This is a genomic window from Ammoniphilus sp. YIM 78166 (genome assembly GCF_004522215.1).
Taxonomy (GTDB): domain Bacteria; phylum Bacillota; class Bacilli; order Aneurinibacillales; family RAOX-1; genus YIM-78166.
Genome location: NZ_SDLR01000002.1, coordinates 277,445 through 296,406, shown reverse-complemented (window position 1 = coordinate 296,406; position 18,962 = coordinate 277,445). Strand labels below are relative to the sequence as shown.

Sequence of the window (18,962 nt, the reverse complement as noted above, 5' to 3'; positions counted from 1 at the left end):
TCGGTGCTTAAGCACTTTCCTTTGGTTTTTCAATTAAGCCTTGTTCGGTATACATATTCGGTTCCGTCTTATCTCGGACCGTTTCCTCTGTGAGGACACATTTAACAATGTCATCACGAGAAGGCAGGTCGTACATCACATCAAGCATAATCCCTTCAATGATGGAACGAAGACCACGTGCACCTGTATTTCGCTTGATCGCTTCCTTTGAAATTTGCTTCAAGGCACCCTCAGTAAACTCTAGTTCTACGCCATCCATTTCTAACAACTTCTGATACTGCTTCACGAGCGCGTTCTTCGGCTCGGTTAGAATCTGGATCAACGCTGACTCATCTAGTGGTTCAAGGGAAGACATGACCGGAAGACGTCCAACAAATTCCGGAATCAATCCGAACTTCAAGAGATCCTCTGGAAGAGCCATCTTAAGGTATTCGCCTGGCTTCAAATCACGCTTGCCATCGACCCCTTCTGCACCAAATCCAATGACCTTTTTCCCGACTCTGCGCTTAATGATTTGCTCAATACCATCAAACGCCCCTCCGCAAATAAACAAGATGTTGGAGGTATCGATTTGAATAAATTCTTGATGAGGATGCTTTCTTCCGCCTTGCGGAGGAACACTCGCAACGGTTCCCTCCAGAATTTTCAGCAAGGCTTGCTGAACTCCTTCACCTGAAACATCGCGTGTAATCGATGGGTTCTCTGACTTCCGTGCTACCTTATCGATTTCATCGATATAAATGATGCCGCGTTCCGCTTTTTCTACATCATAATCAGCCGCTTGGATCAGCTTGAGAAGAATATTCTCTACATCTTCCCCTACATAACCCGCTTCAGTCAACGATGTTGCATCAGCAATAGCAAAAGGAACGTTCAGAATGCGCGCAAGGGTCTGGGCAATTAGCGTTTTACCGCTACCCGTTGGTCCCAACATGAGAATATTACTCTTGGACAGCTCGACATCGTCAATTTTAGCCCCTGTATTGATCCGCTTATAATGATTATATACAGCAACAGCCATGGTCTTTTTGGCTTCGTCCTGTCCAATGACGTAATCGTCTAGGAATTTCTTGATTTCATTAGGCTTAGGAATTTCCTTCAGATCAATTTCCTCTTCTGTGCCTAATTCTTCTTCAACGATCTCCGTGCACAATTCAATACACTCATCGCAAATATATACGCCAGGCCCAGCTACAAGCTTACGTACTTGATCCTGTGACTTCCCGCAAAATGAACATTTCAATTGACCTTTTTCATCGTTAAATTTAAACATGAAATCACCCCTTAGGCTTGGTCTTTACGGGTGATCACTTCGTCGATGATTCCATATTCCTTCGCTTCCAGTGCACCCATAAAGTTATCTCGATCGGTATCTCGCTCCACTTTTTCCAAAGGTTGACCAGTCTTCTCAGCTAAAATTTCATTTAGCTGCTTCTTTGTCTTTAAGATCCATTCGGCGTGGATTTTGATATCACTTGCCTGGCCCCTAACCCCACCAAGTGGTTGATGGATCATGATTTCACTATTAGGTAGGGAATAACGCTTACCCTTTTCCCCTGCTGCAAGAAGAAAAGCTCCCATGCTTGCCGCAAGTCCTATGCAAATCGTTGATACATCAGGCTTAATAAACTGCATGGTATCATAGATGGCCATGCCAGCCGTTACTGAACCGCCTGGTGAGTTTATGTATAAGTGGATATCTTTCTCAGGATCTTCTGCTGCAAGAAACAAGAGTTGAGCTACAACCGCATTCGCAATATCATCATCGATCTCGTCACCTAGAAAAATAATGCGATCTTTCAGTAAGCGGGAGTAGATGTCATAAGCTCTCTCTCCACGGTTGGTTGTTTCTATGACCATAGGTATGAAAGGCATAAGGATATTCCCCCTTTCTTCTATTGTAGCATTTTTGGAAAAACAAGGCACGAGAATCTTCGTGCCTTGTTTTCTTCTGTATCCCTAGATTACGCGGTTTGCTTATTCAATTCAACTAACAACTCGATCGTCTTGCGAATGCGGATATCATTCTTGATTCCTTCTAATTGATCTCTTCCAGAGAAGAATTGACGGATCTCCTCTTCAGGACGCTTATACATTTCTGCAAGGTTCTTGATCTCTTCTTCTACTTCTTCATCCGTAACTTCCACGTTCTCAGCCTTAGAGATCGCTTCTAAAGTAAGAGAGTTGCGAACGCGCTTGGAGCCCTCTTCCTTCATTTGCTCTCTAAGCTTTTCTTCATCCAAACCAGAGAACTGGTAGTATAGATCAAGGTTGATTCCTTGGTACATCAAGCGCTGTTCGAAGTCTTTCATCATATGATCCACTTCAGACTCAATCATGATTTCTGGAATGTCGATTGTAGCATTATCAGCTACCTTCTCAATGATCGTTTGACGCTCATAGTTTTCTTTGTCTTCTTCGGCTTTCTTTTCAAGTTTATTCTTGATATCAGCTTTCAATTCTTCCAAAGTTTCAAATTCGCTTACATCTTTAGCGAATTCATCATCAAGAGCTGGCAAGGACTTACGCTTGATCTCATTGATTTTAACCTTAAAATTCGCTTCTTTTCCAGCTAGTTCTGTAGAATGATAATCTTCTGGGAAGGTTACCACTACATCTTTTTGCTCGTCCTTCTTCAAGCCGATCAACTGCTCTTCAAATCCAGGAATAAAGGTATTAGAACCGATCTCGAGATTGTAGTTCTCTCCTTTTCCGCCTTCGAAGGCAACGCCATCAACAAATCCTTCAAAATCGATAATGGCAAAATCTCCGTTTGCAACTTCCCCATCTTCTAGAACATTAAGCTCTGCGCTTCTTTCTTGCATTCTGGTTAATTCAGCGTCAACTTCCTCTTCTGTTACAGGGAATTCTTTAGCTTCGATTTCAAGATTCTTGTAATCGCCTAACTGTACTTCAGGCTTAACGGTTACAGTAGCCTTAATTACCCAGTTCTGTCCTTTTTCCATTTGCTCTACATCGACTTCTGGGCGGTCGACAGGATTAATGCCTGTTTCCTGAACAGCTTGTCCGTAAACAGATGGGAAAAGAATTTCTAGGGCATCTTGATAAAGAGATTCTACACCAAAGCGCGCTTCAAAAATCTTGCGTGGAACCTTTCCTTTACGGAAGCCTGGAAGATTTACTTTCTTTACTACTTTTTTAAACGCTTGATCTACTGCATCGTTAACTTGTGCTTCTTCAACCTCGATGGTTAGTACACCTTGGTTATTTTCAAGTTTTTCCCAATTCGCTTTCATTTTATGCTTTCTCCTCCTGATTTTTAATACAGATCCTCTTTGGGTGAACAGATATATGTACACTCAAAATATCCATTTTGAATTATTTCATGGGATCGCGACTATTATGATTATAACCACTACATTATATATCATAAACTTATGGCAGTTCAACCGCTCATTTATCCTTGACAAGCGGTAAATATATGTAACATTAATTCCCTAGTTTTGCAGCCCTAACACCTCTAGAATCCTTTTATAGTTCTTCGTTAATGTAGGAATAGACACGGAATACAAGCCAGCTAGCTCAGATTTTTCTGCAACTTGTCCCATCGATAGCAACGTGACAAAATGCAGCGCAGCGGCCCATCCTTTTCGTCCTTTCATGGATGGAAGCTGAGGGTAGCAAGCATAAAGAAACTCGAACCACAGCTGTGTGGAAAATGCTATAAGACTTGGATCCTGATGATGAACTCCTTCTTCAAGCAGTTCTATTATCTCTTGTGCATCCCTTCCCAGCTCGTCCTGATCGGGCAACAAATCGAGGTCCACTTCGAATTCTTGAGCAAACTTTAACAATTTGACCCTATGACACCCAAGTTCTTTCAACGCATATAACGCAGTAGTTTTGGCAGTTGGATTAGGTTCTGGAAGCAAGACGAACTTCTCCAGCGCCTCCCTCGCTTTTGGGTCCCCACTATATTGCAGCTGTCGGATGGCTTGGATCTGCTTTTCAGGATCTTCCTGTTCCAAATCCCGAAGTAAACGAGAAAAATACTCAGGTTGGTGGTCCAGCTTATTACCGACCACACGGCGAAGTAGAGGATCTGTTACGTCCTCTTCCTTTGCCCTCGCTTCACCAATGATCTGACAAGTATTATAAATCTCCATAAACTCTCTACGCAAAGACTCGTTCAAGAAATCGTCTTGTATGAGAGGCTGAAGGACCTCGCACACTTGTGCATATTGTTCTTGCTGCATAAGATTCAATACATAAAATTGAAGCACTTCTTCCATATCACTTCCGCCCTGCTGTAGAAGCTGCTCCGCTAATCGCTGGGATTCACGATACATGCCGATTTCAAAGGTAACGACCATAAGTCCGAACAAGACCGATTCGTCCTCTGGTTTCAGAGCAAGAGCTTGTTCTATGTGAGTGCGCGCTTTCTGTAAATCTCCTTGTTCTCTTGCCGCTATTGCGATTTCTAAGTGCCGTTCAAATAGCTGTGGAAATATGACAATCTTCCCCTTGTTCAGCATGCAGTCTCCCTCTTTATCTAAAGAAAAAGAACGGAAGTGCTACTTGCGTAGCACCCCATTCCTTTATTTAGTCAGATCATAATAGATTATTAATATCTTTCATCATCTTCTTCATTGCAAGTCCACGATGGCTAATTGAGCTTTTTTCTTCCTTTGTCAGCTCCGCCATCATCTTTCCTTGATCTGCCAACAGAAACAGTGGGTCATAACCAAATCCATAGTTTCCTCTAGGCTCCTGACTAATTAACCCCTCACAGGTTCCTTCCCAGGTTTCAACGGTAGAGTCCCCTGGAAGCGCTAGAGCAAGCACACAGCGAAAACGCGCCTGTCTTTTTTCCATCGGGATGTCTTCAAGCAATTGAAGAAGCTTAAGATTATTGTCTTGATCCGTCGCTTGCGGCCCTGCGAACCGAGCAGAATATACGCCTGGCCTTCCATCTAATGCATCCACTTCGAGTCCGGAGTCATCAGCTAAAGCAGGAAGCTGCAGAAACTCGGAGATGGTTCTAGCCTTTTTTATCGCATTGTCCTGAAAGGTAAGGCCATCCTCCTCCACTTCAGGACAGTCCGGATAGTCCTGTAAGCCACGAACCTCAATCCCAGTGTCTGCTAGCATATGCTTCAATTCTTGAACTTTCCCTTGATTTCGGGTAGCAAGCACGAGCAATCGTTCCACCTTCTATGCCTCCATCCCCACTAAATCAGCGATCTCCCCAAGGGCTTGCTTCTGGTGGCCAATCAGCTCATCGACACCTTTTTTCCCTAATTCAAGCAGCCCTTGCAGTTGTTCGTAAGAGAACGGACTCTCTTCCCCTGTTCCCTGAACCTCTACAAACTGCCCTTTGCCTGTCATGACTACGTTCATATCCACTAACGCATTTGAATCTTCTACATAGGCAAGGTCCAATACCAGATCTTGATTAACTACGCCAACGCTCGTCGCTGCCAAAAAATCTTGAATCGGCAGGCGCGTCCAGCCGTTCTTGTCCTTTAGCTTGCCCAAGGCATCAACCATGGCCACAAAAGCGCCTGTAATGGATGCCGTTCTTGTTCCTCCATCCGCTTGAATCACATCGCAATCAATCCAAATGGTTTTTTCACCTAGTCGTTCTAAATCCACAACCGATCGAAGAGCACGACCAATCAGACGCTGGATCTCCATGGTTCTGCCGCTGACCTTCCCTTTACTTGACTCCCGTATATTCCGAGTCTCTGTTGCTCTTGGAAGCATAGAGTATTCCGCTGTAATCCAGCCCTTGCCTTGCCCCCTCATAAACGGCGGAACCTTATCTTCTATGGTTGCTGTACAAATCACTTTGGTATCCCCTACTTCAATTAATACAGAACCTTCTGCATGCTTTATGTAGTCTTTAGTCATTTTTATCGGTCTTAACTGATCTTCCCTACGTCCATCTACGCGCATGATCAATCCCTCCTATCAGCATCCTGGTTAATTATAACATATGCGCCGTACTATCTAGCATCTCCATTTCAACCGAGAGAATGTGAAAAAAAGAAAAGAGGTGTTTCAAGGCACCTCTTACATTTTCTTTGGATTTAATTGTTGGGGTCTGGCCACAGGCTTGCTATAGTCTTTGTCACCAGCCATCACGTTCATTTGACCGTTCACCATGAATTGAACCTGTCCAGTCCCTGTGTTTTCGGTGAGCGATAGCAGAATAGCTTCCATCGCCAGCGGGTTTGCCTTGCCATCATTATAACTTAATAGCTTGTCATCAAAATTGACAGTCGCAACACCATTCTCCATTTTAACATCAATAACCTTTGTTGTTGGAAGAATGGAAGAGAAGAGGTTAGTCCCATCTTTAGGACCTTGGATTAGCTGCTCAAGCGTAGCCATGGCCTTATCGTCAGTTCTCGGGACTAATCGGGTTACAGGAACGAAATAAGAGGAATTATCAGCTGTTTCCCCTTGGAAATAAAGAGTGATTGGCGTGGTATTTCCCACTTGAGCATTTGCAGCCAGCTCCAGGTTGATCCCGTTTTCACGGGTCAACGAGGAGATTGGCGTGCCATTCACAGGCATGACCTCTTGAGGATATCCGTTAATCCAAATATTCACTTCTCTGATCGTATCAAAGGATGTAAGAGCAAAGGTGATCGCATCGATCAGCTTCTGTTCATTTTTCGCCTCATAATTCTTAAATTCGTTGGAAAAGTCTACTGTAGCTACCCCATCCTTAATCGTCATGCCCAGAATTTTAGTTCCTTCCGGAATAAGAGCCATAAAGCCCTCCGGTTTCAACATTTCTACCGGACCACCCTGAATCATATGGGCTAGCACTTGTTTCGCTGCCCCTTCCGATTTCGGGAGATTGAGTGTAATCGGAACGACATATCCGTCCGGATCCATCATGTAGACAGGAGTTGCAAAAGTCTGGACTGTCTCTGCAGCTTCACCAGTAGTCCCTGCTTGATCCGGATCTAGATTGATGGTTACTTCCTTGCTTTCTCCAATGGGTTTGTTAGGTGGATCAATTGGCTGCGGACCAGAGGTTTGTTCCGGTCCAAACAAACCGCAACCTGACAATAATATGACTGACGTTGTTAGAGACAACGCGGCAATCCATTTCCGTGACATAAGGCTTTCCCTCCTCAAGGTTTTTGTAGTATATGTATACGAGCCTTGAGGAGTTTTAGACTATAAATTTGTCCAAGAAGTGGTACAAACTTTTTCTTTGCTGATATCCACTTGTTGCAGATCCAATGGCTCCTTAATAAAGGTGCTTGCAATCTCTCTTAGGACTTGAAATTCTCCGCTCGCAAAAAACTTATGTTTGACCCTTTGTTCTGTCGTTTTCTCTTCGAGCAGCCCCCTGTAGTCTAAAACGACACTCAGTTCTCTTGCCGTTTCTTCTGCAGAATTAATAAGACGGATTTCCGCTCCCATCACCTCTTGGATAAGATCTGCAAGCATAGGATAGTGGGTACAACCTAAGATTAAGGTATCTATAGAGAGCGAAGAAAATGGCTTTAATGAGTCTTTCACAATTTGAAGAGCTTTAGACCGGTCTGGGATGCCCGATTCCACTAAGGGCACAAACTCCGGGCAAGCATAACTATAGACCTCGGCACTCGGATGGATTCGCTTAAGTGCCTTTTCATAGGCTTTGCTTTGAATGGTACCAGAGGTCCCAATCACGCCTATAGCACCTGTCTTCGTTTCCTTTATAGCAGTTCTTGCACCGGGATCAATAACACCAATAACCGGAATGGTTGCCAGCTGGGCGATCTCCTGCAACACTACAGCGGTAGCTGTATTGCATGCAATAACCAAAGCCTTCATGCGGTAACGCAACAGGTACGTGATCATTTGAAACGTAAAGGATCGCACTTCCTCTGCAGGACGGGGGCCATAAGGACATCGAGCCGTATCTCCGAAGTACAGGATGCTTTCTTGCGGCAATTGTCTCATGATTTCTTTAGCTACGCTCAAGCCACCTACCCCGGAATCAATTACACCTATACCATTATTCACGTTCCAATCCATCCTTCTTTTTCTGAATATGTGCTATATCATATTCACCTTGGACGGAAACTCTACTGTTTTCCTGTTTCCTCATGAGCCTATCTTGCCATAACATAGAAAGGTCCTGCCAAGTGATGATATTACAAAAAACAAGTCCCATACCATAACTAATTAGACCGATAATTACGAGTAAAATAACTTCATAAAAAGAAAACAATCGTTGACTGCTTAGTATCGGTGCATAGTGCAAGTATGCGGACATTGCCCAAGCAACCGCAATCCCCATTCCAACAGACGGCAATAGCCACCTCCCTACCTGCTTACCCGGCACTATAGGAGTCGCCATGTTGCGCAGGACAGCGTGCAAACAAAGGATAGCAATACATCCGTAAGTAAATAAGGTGGAATAGGCTGCGCCTACAATCCCGTAAGAAGGAACTAACCACACATTTAATCCGATTTTCACGATGATGCTGACCCCTAAGAAAGCCGCTGGAACGAAAGGTTTACCTAGACCCTGTAATAAACCTGATGCCGTAACAGATAAGGTCAGAAAAAAGGTAGACGCAGCTAGAACGATGAGAGCTTCACTGCCCTTATCGTCTCCATAAAACAGGATATTCAAGGGTTCCGCGATAAGCATCATTCCAATGCTGGCTGGGACGCCGATTAAAAAGGTAATCTTAATGGTTTGATATACCTTTTCTCTCTTTTTCTCCTGACTGGGTTCAGATGCAAGAGCAGGCACGACAGAAACGGCTAGAGCAGTCGCATAGAAAGCGGCAAATTGAACAATGGGTACTCCCCGACTGTAAAGGCCAAACTCAACAGTTGAATCCAATTGACCAAGCCCCGCAGCCTTTAAAAGATTGATGATCGTTAAGGAATCAACCATCCCCATAATCGGAAGCATGAGCGTGCTAAAACTCACAGGCAAAGCAAAAAGCAGGATTTTTTTTGCATATCCTCCTTGGGTAGGGGCAAGGAAAGATATTTTGGGTGAAGTCCGAAAGTAAATAACAAGCAAAAGAGCTAACGCACAAGCTAAACCAAAAAAACTTCCCCAAGCTGCACCCGCTGCAACCTTAGCGATACTGCTCCCTTCTAGAACCAACCAATAGACGAACCCTATCATGAGGGACACGCGTATAAGTTGTTCTATGACCTGAGATACAGCTGGTAGGGCCATCTCCTGGTGACCGTAAAAAAAACCGCGTAGGAGAGCCACAAAGGGAACTAATAACATGGCAAAAGCCAAACCTTGAATAGAAGGTTCAGTATCCCCATTCCCAATCCATTGTGCTAACTGATCAGCTCCCAGAAAAAAAACAAAAAAGCCGGTAAGAGCAACGACCGACATCATCTTCATGGCACTTATGATAATTTGTTCCACTTCAGATGTATTACCTTTTGACTTCTCCTCTGAAATAAGCTTAGATATCGCAATGGGAATACCAGAAACGGATAAAATGAGGAGCGTGTTATAAATTGGGAAAACAGCCTGATATAAGGCAAGCCCTTCATCTCCAGCAAAGTGCTTAAGGGGAATGACGTAAAAAAGACCGAGTAACTTCGAGAAAAAGGCTGCAGCGCTAAGTACCAAGGCGCCCTTAATAAAAACGGATTTCGGCACGTTTCTTTGACTTCCTTTCTGCAAAACTAATGCCCATTATAACACAGAAAAACCCTACTTTCGTAGGGCTAATCTTCACTATAAACTTTGGCTCCACTCATGAACCGCACTGCCTTCTAAGAAACGTTCACAATCCAAAGCAGCCATGCAGCCCGAGCCTGCCGCTGTAATCGCTTGCCGATACTTATGATCTTGAACATCCCCGCAGGCAAAGACCCCTGGAATGTTTGTCTCCGTGGTTCCCGGTTTCACTGCAATATAACCAAGCTCATCGACTTGAAGAGCTCCTTGCAAAAAGCCGGTATTGGGATGATGTCCAATTGCTACAAAGATTCCATCCGTTTCAATGACTTTATCGGTCCCCGTGCTTTGATCCTTCACTTTTAAGCCCGTAACACCCGTTTCTCCCGCAACCACTTCTAAGGGTATACAATTCAAGCTCCAATGAATCTTGGCGTTAGCCTTCGCACGATCCTGCATGATTTTCGAAGCTCTCAACTCATCCCTCCGATGGACAACCGTCACTTCACTGGCAAACTTCGTTAAGAAGCTGGCTTCCTCCATCGCAGAGTCACCACCGCCGACCACAATAATTTTTTTTCCTCTGAAGAAAAAACCATCACAGGTTGCACAGGTACTGACCCCTCGACCAATGTTTTCCGTTTCACCAGGGATGTCCAGCAGCCTCGCCGAAGCGCCTGTAGAGATGATAATGGCTTGTGATTCAATCTCTCCCATTCCCTCTACTTCAAGCTTAAAGGGCCGATTCGAGAAATCGACACGATTGACCCAGCCTGTCCGAAACTGTGCACCGAACCTCTCTGCTTGTTTGCGCATGTTTTCCATCAGCTCTGGGCCCATAATGCCTTCAGGGAAGCCCGGAAAATTTTCTACATCTGTTGTCATGGTCAGTTGTCCACCGGGCTGTTGGCCTTCAATGATTAAGGGATTTAAGTTGGCTCTGGCTAAATATATGGCTGCCGTAAGTCCTGCAGGTCCTGTTCCAATAATAACAACTTGGTTCATGCTTACCCTCACTTCCTTGAATTAAGTGTGACAGGGTTATTATGGTGCTAGTTATCTACTTTTAACCAATAATTCAATGGCTTCTTGGACGATTTTCTTCGTATCTCCTCCACTCGCTTGTTCCTCGAGGATACAATGCTCAAGATTGGAGGCTACGATAGTCGCAATAGCTTTATCCGCTGCATTGCGAACAGCAGATAACTGACTCACCACATCCTTACAATGTTTTTCTTCGTCCATCATGCGAAGAATTCCCCTGACCTGCCCTTCCATTCTTTTTAGCCGGTTTTTTATTTCATCTGAGTAATCCACAGCTCTACCCCCTAAAAAATACATATACCTGTATTAATTATTATATACCCTAAATTCATACTTAAACAATAACCTTACATGCCTTTGTTAAACGTTTCTCATCTATTGTCATTTCACACATATGAACAAAATAATGAGATAATAGGGTGAAAAACAGAGATTGTATTATTTGTAATCGCTTTACCGGCTGATTTTTTGTTATATAACAGGAGCGCAATGTTAATAAGCTTGCTATAATGTAAACAAACATGAGTAGGAGTGAATGATTCGTGAATGCAAATGGGGAAATCCTTTTCCGTGAATTAATGAGAGAAGAAGCTGAAAATCTCCTTAGTCTGATAAAGGCCGAAAAAGACCTATCACGAAAACATAGCCTCTGTGCTAGCCTATTAGAGATCTTTGAAGAACTCGACATAGAAATTGCTCACAATTCCCCTATTTGGTCTGAAATCAATATGAAGTACCATGATTTTTTTAAACACTAGTATCTATAGACCCATCCTAGTCAGGATGAGGTCTTTTTGTATTCTTCGAAATAAACTCCTCGTTTTTAGGCAATAATTGGAATGTGGGATAAAAGGACGTGATTACATGAGTGAAGCATCATTGAATCCTATCATTCAAAGCTCTTCTACATCTGATTTTTTTATTGCTCAACCCATTACAGTTGATCCCTTTTGTTTGATCCCTATTTATAAATGTGAGGTACAGCTTGCTGTGGGCATGTTTGCAGTAACTCCTCCAGCTTTCTTCTACTGCCAGGGCTCCATTGCACCGACCGTCTATTTAGCTTTGGACAAGAACGACGGCGTTCAAATCTTCCCTTTAAGTGAAGTATCGGAACACGAGTTGGAATTGATTGCTGCCAAACTAAATGAACTTGACCTGCCAAGCTAAAACAAAAACCCCTGCGCTCGCAGGGGTCATATGGGGGTCCTACTCACCAACCAACAACTGCTATGTGATAATACGACCTTTTGGTGCCTAGTGAGAGTTTACTCAGGGAAATTCAACTCTCCACATTTTAGCAATTCAACAACGGCTTGCGCTCTCCCTTTGACACCAAGCTTTTGCATCACATTGCTAATGTGATTGCGTACCGTCTTTTCACTGATAAACAGTTGCTTTGCAATTTCCTTCGTTGTCTTGTCTTGAACTAGTAGCTCGAATACTTCTCGTTCACGGTTAGTTAGCAACGGTTTCGCTTTCTGGTCGTTCCCTTTCAAGTACCTACCCCTCCCTTGCTACGGGCTCAATAACAAGGCTAAGGATACAGTCACAATATACTATGACTGGGCATGGTTGACGGTGCGGGCTTAGAGTGGGATTGGGCCTGCGCCTACAGTATATTCAAGAGGTATTAAAGCGGTTCATTTTTTTCTTGACCTTATCCTTCGCAACTAACTCGAAAATCCCAAGACCAATCAAAAACAGTCCAAAAATATAACGAAGATAGGGCAGCAGCGGTCCCATGGCTATTCTAGATCCTATGAATGATCCTGCGAGCCCCCCAACTACCAGCCATCCTACTAAGGACCAATCGATATTCCTTTCTTTCATGTGGGTTAGAATGGCGACGATAGCAATCGGGACAAAAGAAAGCAGTGTTGCCCCTTGAGCTTCCGCTTGGCCCATAGCAGCCAATAAAACCAGGGCAGGAATGAGCAGTTTTCCCCCTCCTAAACCCAATCCGGACAAGACCCCCATCAGTAGCCCAAGGACGAGGAACAACGCAGTCGACTCGATGATCATGGCCAAATCATCCTGATCCCAGCTATGATCATGAAAATGGAAAATAAGCGTTTAAGCCATAACTGCGAAATCCGTCTTAAGAGCCGAGCTCCTAAATAACCCCCGAACAAGCCTCCAGCCGAAATCAACAACCCAGCTTCAAAAGGCATCGCTCCAGATTTACTGTAGATGACAATACTGACCAAGGAAATGGGAAGAATGATGGCGAGCGATGTACCATGGGCCATCCTCCTCTCCGTTCCTAAAAGATGAACCAGTGCAGGTACAAGAAGAGTGCCTCCTACCCCGATTAACCCGTTGATCAAACCGGTAAAAATGCCGATAGCTAGTTTTTTTGTTCGATTCAACCTATATCACCTTCAATTGTTTTGACTAAAAAGATGGGTTTGTTTAAGCCTAGCTTGAACAATTCGTCCTTGTGTGCTGTCTGCTTAATAAATACATAAGAACATGAGCGCACATCCAACCAATTGACTCCTAGCTCGTGCCGACTAAGCTGAAGAATAGGGGGATCTAGTTTCCTAAATGCGAATACGATCTCACCAAAGCCGAAGCATTCCTTTAAGCATCTTGTCATGGAGTATGTAGAGGAGGATTCCAAAAGATGTACGGGTTCTAAGCCAAATTTCTGTATCAAGTGAAGTCGATCCTTTAACTGCAAATCACTTTTGGATGATATGTGTGCATCGGGGTTAAGGAAAGGAAACTGCTTAATTAAAAAAGCTAGTTTTATCCCATGAAAGAACATCCTGTTCACCTCTATCCCTTTATCACAGTATGGATGATTTATGATCAATTGATACGCGCTTAAAGGCAGGGATCTCTCGTAAAGGAATTCGATAAACGCAAGAGAGGGTATCCCTTAAGGGACACCCTCTCTTGAACAATTTATTAAGATCCAAAGAACTTCTTGATGCTATGAAGAGTCGTTGCACGGTTCATAGCCGCAATAGATGTGGTTAATGGAATCCCCTTCGGGCAAGATTGTACACAGTTTTGCGAGTTTCCGCAATCTGTTACTCCCCCGTCACCCATTAGGCCTTCTAAACGCTCATGCGCGTTCATCTTACCTGTTGGATGCTCATTGAAGAGGCGAACCTGAGATACAGCAAATGGTCCAATGAATGGAGACTTGTCATTCACGTTAGGGCAAGCTTCCATACAAACTCCGCAGGTCATGCACTTAGAAAGCTCATAAGCCCACTGGCGATCCGCTTCTGGCATACGAGGTCCAGGACCCAAATCGTAGGTACCGTCAATCGGAATCCATGCTTTGACTCGCTTCAACGCATCAAACATACGGTTACGATTGATAATAAGGTCACGCTCAACGGGGAACGTGCTCATTGGGGCTAAACGCACAGGCTGTTCCAGCTTGTCAACCAGAGCCGTACACGCCTGTCTTGGCTTGCCGTTGATGACCATAGAGCAGGCTCCACATACCTCTTCTAAGCAGTTAGACTCCCATACGACTGGTGCAACATTCTCGCCTTTCGCATTTTTAGGATTACGCTGAATCTCCATTAATGCGCTGATTACGTTCATATTCGGACGATAAGGAATGGAAAACTCTTCAGTATAAGGCTTGCCTTCCGGGCCATCTTGACGAGTAATAACAAAGGTTACGTTTCTGTCTGACATTATTTTTTCGCTCCCTTCTTATCAGTCGTGTAATCACGCTTACGTGGAGCAATTAAGGATACATCGATATCTTCGTAATGGAACTGTGGTCCATTCTGGCTCCAAGTTGCCATCGTGGTCTTCATGAATTCTTCATCGTTACGCTCAGGGAACTCCGGCTTGTAGTGAGCTCCACGGCTTTCGTTACGGTTTAAGGCTCCGATGGTGATTACACGGGCTAGCTCAAGCATATTCCAAAGCTGACGAGTGAAAGATGCCGCTTGGTTGCTGTACTTCGCACTATCGCTTACATTGATTTTCTTGTAGCGCTCCATGAGCTCCAGAATCTTGTCATCTGTTTTCTTCAGACGGTCATTGAAACGTACTACCGTTACGTTATCCAGCATCCATTCGCCAAGTTCCTTGTGGATCATATAGGCATTTTCGCTGCCGTCCATCTTAAGGATGTCATCAAACTTCTGCTGGTCTTTTTTGGTTTGTTGATCAAAGAACTTGCTGGAAATATCCGTTGCAGACTTGCTCAATCCCTTGATGTATTCAACCGCTTTTGGTCCTGCGACCATTCCACCAAATACAGCAGATAATAGGGAGTTCGCACCTAAGCGGTTCGCTCCGTGCTGGGAATAATCCGATTCACCGGCAGCAAACAATCCTTTGATATTCGTGTGCTGATCATAATCGACCCACAGTCCACCCATGGAATAGTGAACTGCTGGGAAAATCTTCATTGGAACTTTACGAGGATCTTCTCCCATGAACTTCTCATAAATCTCAATTATACCGCCAAGTTTAATATCTAATTCACGTGGATCCTTATGAGAAAGGTCTAGATAAACCATGTTTTCCCCGTTGATCCCTAACTTCTGGTCTACGCACACGTGGAAAATCTCGCGAGTCGCGATATCACGAGGTACAAGGTTTCCGTAAGCTGGATATTTGTCTTCAAGGAAGTACCAAGGCTTACCGTCTTTATAAGTCCAAACACGTCCACCTTCCCCACGAGCCGATTCACTCATAAGGCGAAGCTTATCGTCTCCTGGAATCGCTGTTGGGTGGATCTGAATAAATTCTCCGTTCGCGTAATGAGCCCCTTGCTGGTAAACCGCAGAAGCCGCTGTTCCGGTATTGATAACCGAGTTCGTGGATTTACCAAAGATAATTCCAGGACCTCCGGTAGCTAAGATTACCGCATCAGCTGGGAAGGACTTGATCTCCATGGAACGAAGATTCTGAGCTACGATTCCGCGACAGGTTCCTTCGTCATCCTGAACAATAGACGTGAATTCCCAGTGCTCATACTTGGTAACCAATCCGTTTACTTCATGACGGCGCACTTGCTCGTCTAGCGCATACAATAATTGCTGACCTGTAGTTGCACCAGAGAAAGCCGTACGGCTATGCTTGGTACCTCCAAAGCGACGGAAATCGATCAATCCTTCAGGCGTACGGTTAAACATAACGCCCATACGATCAAACATGTAGATGATTCCTGGCGCTGCATCACACATAGCCTTTACTGGAGGTTGGTTCGCTAAGAAGTCACCGCCATATACTGTATCGTCAAAGTGTTCGTAAGGAGAATCGCCTTCCCCTTTTGTATTTACCGCTCCGTTAATTCCGCCTTGGGCGCATACGGAGTGAGATCTTTTTACAGGAACTAGTGAAAACAAATCTACAGGCACGCCTGATTCTGCAATTTTAATAGTGGCCATTAATCCTGCTAATCCGCCACCTACAATTATGACTTTACTCATTTTGTTTCTCCCCCTATCCTTTGATTGCTGCCACATCTACTGGGTTGATAAAGGCGAACATGGCCATTAGCCCAATATAGGACAGGATAACAAAGAAACCTAACCAAACATACGAAGATATTTGTTGTGCCCTTGGACCAACGGTAATTCCCCAAGATACTAAGAAAGACCACATACCATTACTAAAGTGGAATGTCGCAGACAATAATCCAATTACGTAGAATGCAACCATAAACGGATTATTAAAAATCTCTACCATCATATCGAAAAAGCCTTCGGGATGAATATCTTGAATCGCGATCTGTACGCGCGTTTGCCATACGTGCCAAACTATAAAGATCAAGGTGATAACACCTGTTACACGTTGCAGGAAGAACATAACATTACGGAAATATCCATAGTTCGACACGTTATGTTTTGCTTGAAAGGCTATATAAAGCCCATATACAGCATGATACAACAAAGGCAAGAAAATAAATAGGATTTCAACGATAACAAGAAAAGGAATGCTTTCCATAACTTTTACCTGTTCGGTAAAACGCTCTCTTCCTTCAGTCGCAAAAAAGTTTACCATTAAGTGGACAATTAAAAATCCGCCCACAGGAATAACCCCTAACAAGGAATGAAGCTTCCTGTTAAAGAAGTGACGATTGGCTGCCATGATGCGGCCCCCTTTCAGTAATTAGAACAGATTGTTTTTCCCTCTTTTTTTCTTTCTGATCTCCATCTTCCCTATCTTATTTCTCTCTCTCTAGCAGCACTCCCCCTTATACCATCTGTCTTCTTAATCCAGAAAGCATGAAAACGTTAGCTGGCGCTAGAGCAAAGATTCCCATACGGGATGCGACAGCTATTATGCAGGAAAAAAATCACTGCATAGGAAAAGCTTCCAATGGAAGCCCCGAAGGATTGGACAAATTGTGACAAATTCATTTTACTCCTTGAACTACCTAGCGTCAAGAAAGGATAGGTAATTGTCAAAATAGATTTTCATATATCTCCCTGCCTCCTCATAGATTGGACTAACACCACTAATAAGGAGGGACAACCCATGCGGCAAAGCATTGCTGTTTCATCCCTATTTCAAGAAAGAATTCTTTTGCCTCCAGAAAGTATTTCCAATTCCTTGCTCGGTTATCTTTTTTTTCGAGAAAAATTGCTGGAGATCATCCTCGGAGACAGTGAGCCTCATATTCTATACTGGGTAGGCAAGGAAATGGGCAATCACTTAGAAATCAAGATAGCCGATGAACTGGAGGATATCTTTAATCAGCTTGATCTCGGACAGGTTCAGTTGGAGCAGCAATCTGCAACTTCTGTTACCTATCGTTTGACGCATAGCCGCTTGAATTTGCTTCCGAAAAAACGGCTGGAAAAGACTCTTCACCTAGAAGCAGGCTTTATTGCAGGGGCCATGGAGAGGCTTACGGGACATTATTGTGCCGCTTCTCTTACCGTCCAGGAGCAGAAAGGCGCAACCCAGGCTCTTATTGAAGCAGTGATAGACATGGAAAAGAGCGCTGTGTAACTCTAGCGCTCTTTTTTTATTTACCCTTGGACGATTGCTTTTTCTGTTGCATCTAACCCGAACGCCGTGTGCAAGCTCTGCACCGCAACCTTGCACAATGAGGACGGAATCACGCAGGAAACCTTGATTTCCGAAGTGCTAACCATCTTGATGCTTACATTGGCTTCTGCAAGCACTTTAAACATATTCGCAGCTACCCCAGGGTTGGTTACCATTCCAGCCCCTACAATGGATACCTTGGCTAACCCTTCTTCTGATAAAATTTCCTCATAACCCAGCTTTTCTTTGTTTAGCTCCAGGATCTCCAACGTGCGAGGAAGGTCCTCTGCCGAAACGGAAAAAGAAATATTGGTTAGAGCCGTTTCGTACGAGCTCTGGATGATTACATCTACGTTGATATGCGCATCAGCTAAGGTAGTAAACAAGGCAGCCAGAGTTCCGATTTGATTGGACATGTTCTTCACTGTCACCTTAGCCACATGGTTGTCGTGAGCCACACCGCTAATTATTAATCCTTGCTCCATTTTCGCATCCTCCTCTATCCATGTGCCTTCTTCATCTGAGAAGCTAGATCGTACCGTTAGTTTCACATTAAATTTTTTCGCACACTCTACTGCTCGCGGATGCAACACCCCAGCTCCCAGTGTGGCTAGCTCTAGCATTTCATCAAAGGAAATGTGATGTAATTTCCGGGCTTGAGGAACCATTCGAGGGTCAGCTGTATAAACTCCTATTACATCCGTATATATCTCACAGGATTCAGCTTTTAGGCTTGCAGCTAAGGCTACAGCCGTCGTATCCGAGCCACCGCGTCCTAGGGTGGTTATTTCTCCTGATTCGGTTACTCCCTGAAAACCTGCTACAATAACGACTGAACCCTTTTCTAATTGCTTTTTTATCTCAGCTGTATTAATAGCCTTTATCCGTGCTCTCCCATGAACGGCTTCGGTTTCAATTCCTGCTTGCCAGCCCGTCATCGATGATGCAGCTACTCCATTTTGCTGAAGAGCCATGGCTAGAAGGGCAATGCTAACCTGCTCACCCGTTGTCAACAGCATATCCATTTCCCTATCCGAAGGAGTAGAGGTAATTTGCTTCGCCATATCCACTAGCACATCCGTTGACTTGCCCATCGCAGATACCACAACCACTACATCATGGCCCTCCTGTTGGGTTTGGATGATTCGCTCCGCTACATGTTGGATTCTTTCTATCGTACCAACCGATGTTCCTCCAAACTTTTGTACGATTAACCCCATGGTTTTCCCCTCTCCCATTTATCTGAATACTTTCACTTTCACCGCATAGAGATGAAAAAAGACAACATCAG

Annotated in this window: 20 protein-coding genes; 2 read left to right on the top strand and 18 right to left on the bottom strand. The window is 44.1% G+C overall.

Features of this window, described 5'->3' with window-relative positions; all coding sequences use genetic code 11:
• Positions 1 to 7: 7 nt before the first annotated feature.
• From clpX to EIZ58_RS07410, 11 genes are all read right to left on the bottom strand, one after another.
• Positions 8 to 1,273 (bottom strand): ATP-dependent protease ATP-binding subunit ClpX, encoded by a 1,266-nt coding sequence (gene clpX, locus EIZ58_RS07460; RefSeq protein ID WP_134699981.1) that lies wholly within the window; start codon positions 1,271 to 1,273, stop codon positions 8 to 10.
• Positions 1,274 to 1,284: 11 nt separating this feature from the next.
• Positions 1,285 to 1,875: an ATP-dependent Clp endopeptidase proteolytic subunit ClpP gene (gene clpP, locus EIZ58_RS07455; protein WP_134699980.1), complete on the bottom strand. Its 591-nt coding sequence runs from the start codon at positions 1,873 to 1,875 to the stop codon at positions 1,285 to 1,287.
• 89 nt (positions 1,876 to 1,964) lie between these two features.
• Positions 1,965 to 3,257, bottom strand: coding sequence for a trigger factor (tig, locus tag EIZ58_RS07450; protein WP_134699979.1), 1,293 nt, complete (start codon positions 3,255 to 3,257; stop codon positions 1,965 to 1,967).
• Between the two features lie 201 nt (positions 3,258 to 3,458).
• On the bottom strand, positions 3,459 to 4,496 hold the full coding sequence (locus tag EIZ58_RS07445; protein WP_134699978.1) for a tetratricopeptide repeat protein: 1,038 nt from the start codon (positions 4,494 to 4,496) through the stop codon (positions 3,459 to 3,461).
• 76 nt (positions 4,497 to 4,572) lie between these two features.
• On the bottom strand, positions 4,573 to 5,172 hold the full coding sequence (locus EIZ58_RS07440; protein WP_134699977.1) for an XTP/dITP diphosphatase: 600 nt from the start codon (positions 5,170 to 5,172) through the stop codon (positions 4,573 to 4,575).
• A 3-nt stretch (positions 5,173 to 5,175) separates the two neighbouring features.
• The gene (gene rph / locus EIZ58_RS07435; protein WP_134699976.1) at positions 5,176 to 5,919 is read right to left on the bottom strand and encodes a ribonuclease PH; all 744 of its coding nucleotides are present in this window, start codon (positions 5,917 to 5,919) and stop codon (positions 5,176 to 5,178) included.
• 117 nt (positions 5,920 to 6,036) lie between these two features.
• On the bottom strand, positions 6,037 to 7,098 hold the full coding sequence (locus tag EIZ58_RS07430; RefSeq protein WP_134699975.1) for a GerMN domain-containing protein: 1,062 nt from the start codon (positions 7,096 to 7,098) through the stop codon (positions 6,037 to 6,039).
• 60 nt (positions 7,099 to 7,158) lie between these two features.
• Positions 7,159 to 7,995 (bottom strand): glutamate racemase, encoded by an 837-nt coding sequence (gene racE, locus EIZ58_RS07425; RefSeq protein ID WP_134699974.1) that lies wholly within the window; start codon positions 7,993 to 7,995, stop codon positions 7,159 to 7,161.
• On the bottom strand, positions 7,988 to 9,619 hold the full coding sequence (locus EIZ58_RS07420; protein ID WP_167577554.1) for a putative polysaccharide biosynthesis protein: 1,632 nt from the start codon (positions 9,617 to 9,619) through the stop codon (positions 7,988 to 7,990). The genes racE and EIZ58_RS07420 overlap by 8 nt, the downstream gene beginning before the upstream one ends.
• A 78-nt stretch (positions 9,620 to 9,697) precedes the next feature.
• Complete coding sequence (gene trxB / locus EIZ58_RS07415) at positions 9,698 to 10,645, bottom strand: thioredoxin-disulfide reductase (RefSeq protein ID WP_134699972.1); 948 nt, start codon at positions 10,643 to 10,645, stop codon at positions 9,698 to 9,700.
• Between the two features lie 51 nt (positions 10,646 to 10,696).
• Positions 10,697 to 10,957, bottom strand: a complete 261-nt coding sequence (locus EIZ58_RS07410) for a metal-sensitive transcriptional regulator (protein ID WP_370297636.1) — start codon at positions 10,955 to 10,957, stop codon at positions 10,697 to 10,699.
• A gap of 591 nt (positions 10,958 to 11,548) precedes the next feature.
• Between EIZ58_RS07410 and EIZ58_RS07405 the strand changes: the two genes are divergently transcribed.
• The gene (locus EIZ58_RS07405) at positions 11,549 to 11,854 is read left to right on the top strand and encodes a hypothetical protein (RefSeq protein WP_134699970.1); all 306 of its coding nucleotides are present in this window, start codon (positions 11,549 to 11,551) and stop codon (positions 11,852 to 11,854) included.
• Positions 11,855 to 11,952: 98 nt separating this feature from the next.
• On the opposite strand, the gene EIZ58_RS07400 is transcribed toward EIZ58_RS07405, so the two are convergent.
• The 6 genes from EIZ58_RS07400 to EIZ58_RS07375 form a co-directional block, all read right to left on the bottom strand.
• Complete coding sequence (locus EIZ58_RS07400; RefSeq protein WP_134699969.1) at positions 11,953 to 12,183, bottom strand: helix-turn-helix domain-containing protein; 231 nt, start codon at positions 12,181 to 12,183, stop codon at positions 11,953 to 11,955.
• A gap of 124 nt (positions 12,184 to 12,307) precedes the next feature.
• Positions 12,308 to 12,709 carry a sulfite exporter TauE/SafE family protein gene (locus EIZ58_RS07395; RefSeq protein ID WP_134699968.1) on the bottom strand — a complete coding sequence of 134 codons (402 nt, stop codon included), beginning with the start codon at positions 12,707 to 12,709 and terminating at the stop codon, positions 12,308 to 12,310.
• Positions 12,706 to 13,056, bottom strand: a complete 351-nt coding sequence (locus EIZ58_RS07390; RefSeq protein ID WP_134699967.1) for a sulfite exporter TauE/SafE family protein — start codon at positions 13,054 to 13,056, stop codon at positions 12,706 to 12,708. The genes EIZ58_RS07395 and EIZ58_RS07390 overlap by 4 nt, the downstream gene beginning before the upstream one ends.
• Positions 13,057 to 13,600: 544 nt before the next feature.
• Positions 13,601 to 14,350, bottom strand: coding sequence for a succinate dehydrogenase iron-sulfur subunit (gene sdhB, locus EIZ58_RS07385; RefSeq protein WP_134699966.1), 750 nt, complete (start codon positions 14,348 to 14,350; stop codon positions 13,601 to 13,603).
• Entirely contained in the window at positions 14,350 to 16,104 is a 1,755-nt protein-coding gene (gene sdhA / locus EIZ58_RS07380) for a succinate dehydrogenase flavoprotein subunit (RefSeq protein ID WP_134699965.1), read from the bottom strand. The genes sdhB and sdhA overlap by 1 nt, the downstream gene beginning before the upstream one ends.
• Positions 16,105 to 16,117: 13 nt before the next feature.
• Complete coding sequence (locus EIZ58_RS07375) at positions 16,118 to 16,765, bottom strand: succinate dehydrogenase cytochrome b558 subunit (RefSeq protein WP_134699964.1); 648 nt, start codon at positions 16,763 to 16,765, stop codon at positions 16,118 to 16,120.
• 390 nt (positions 16,766 to 17,155) lie between these two features.
• On the opposite strand from EIZ58_RS07375, the gene EIZ58_RS07370 reads away from it, so the two are divergent.
• Positions 17,156 to 17,632 (top strand): DUF2507 domain-containing protein, encoded by a 477-nt coding sequence (locus tag EIZ58_RS07370; protein ID WP_134699963.1) that lies wholly within the window; start codon positions 17,156 to 17,158, stop codon positions 17,630 to 17,632.
• A gap of 20 nt (positions 17,633 to 17,652) precedes the next feature.
• Here the strand turns inward: EIZ58_RS07370 and EIZ58_RS07365 are convergent, their stop codons facing one another.
• Positions 17,653 to 18,891, bottom strand: coding sequence for an aspartate kinase (locus EIZ58_RS07365; protein WP_134699962.1), 1,239 nt, complete (start codon positions 18,889 to 18,891; stop codon positions 17,653 to 17,655).
• Positions 18,892 to 18,962 lie beyond the last annotated feature (71 nt).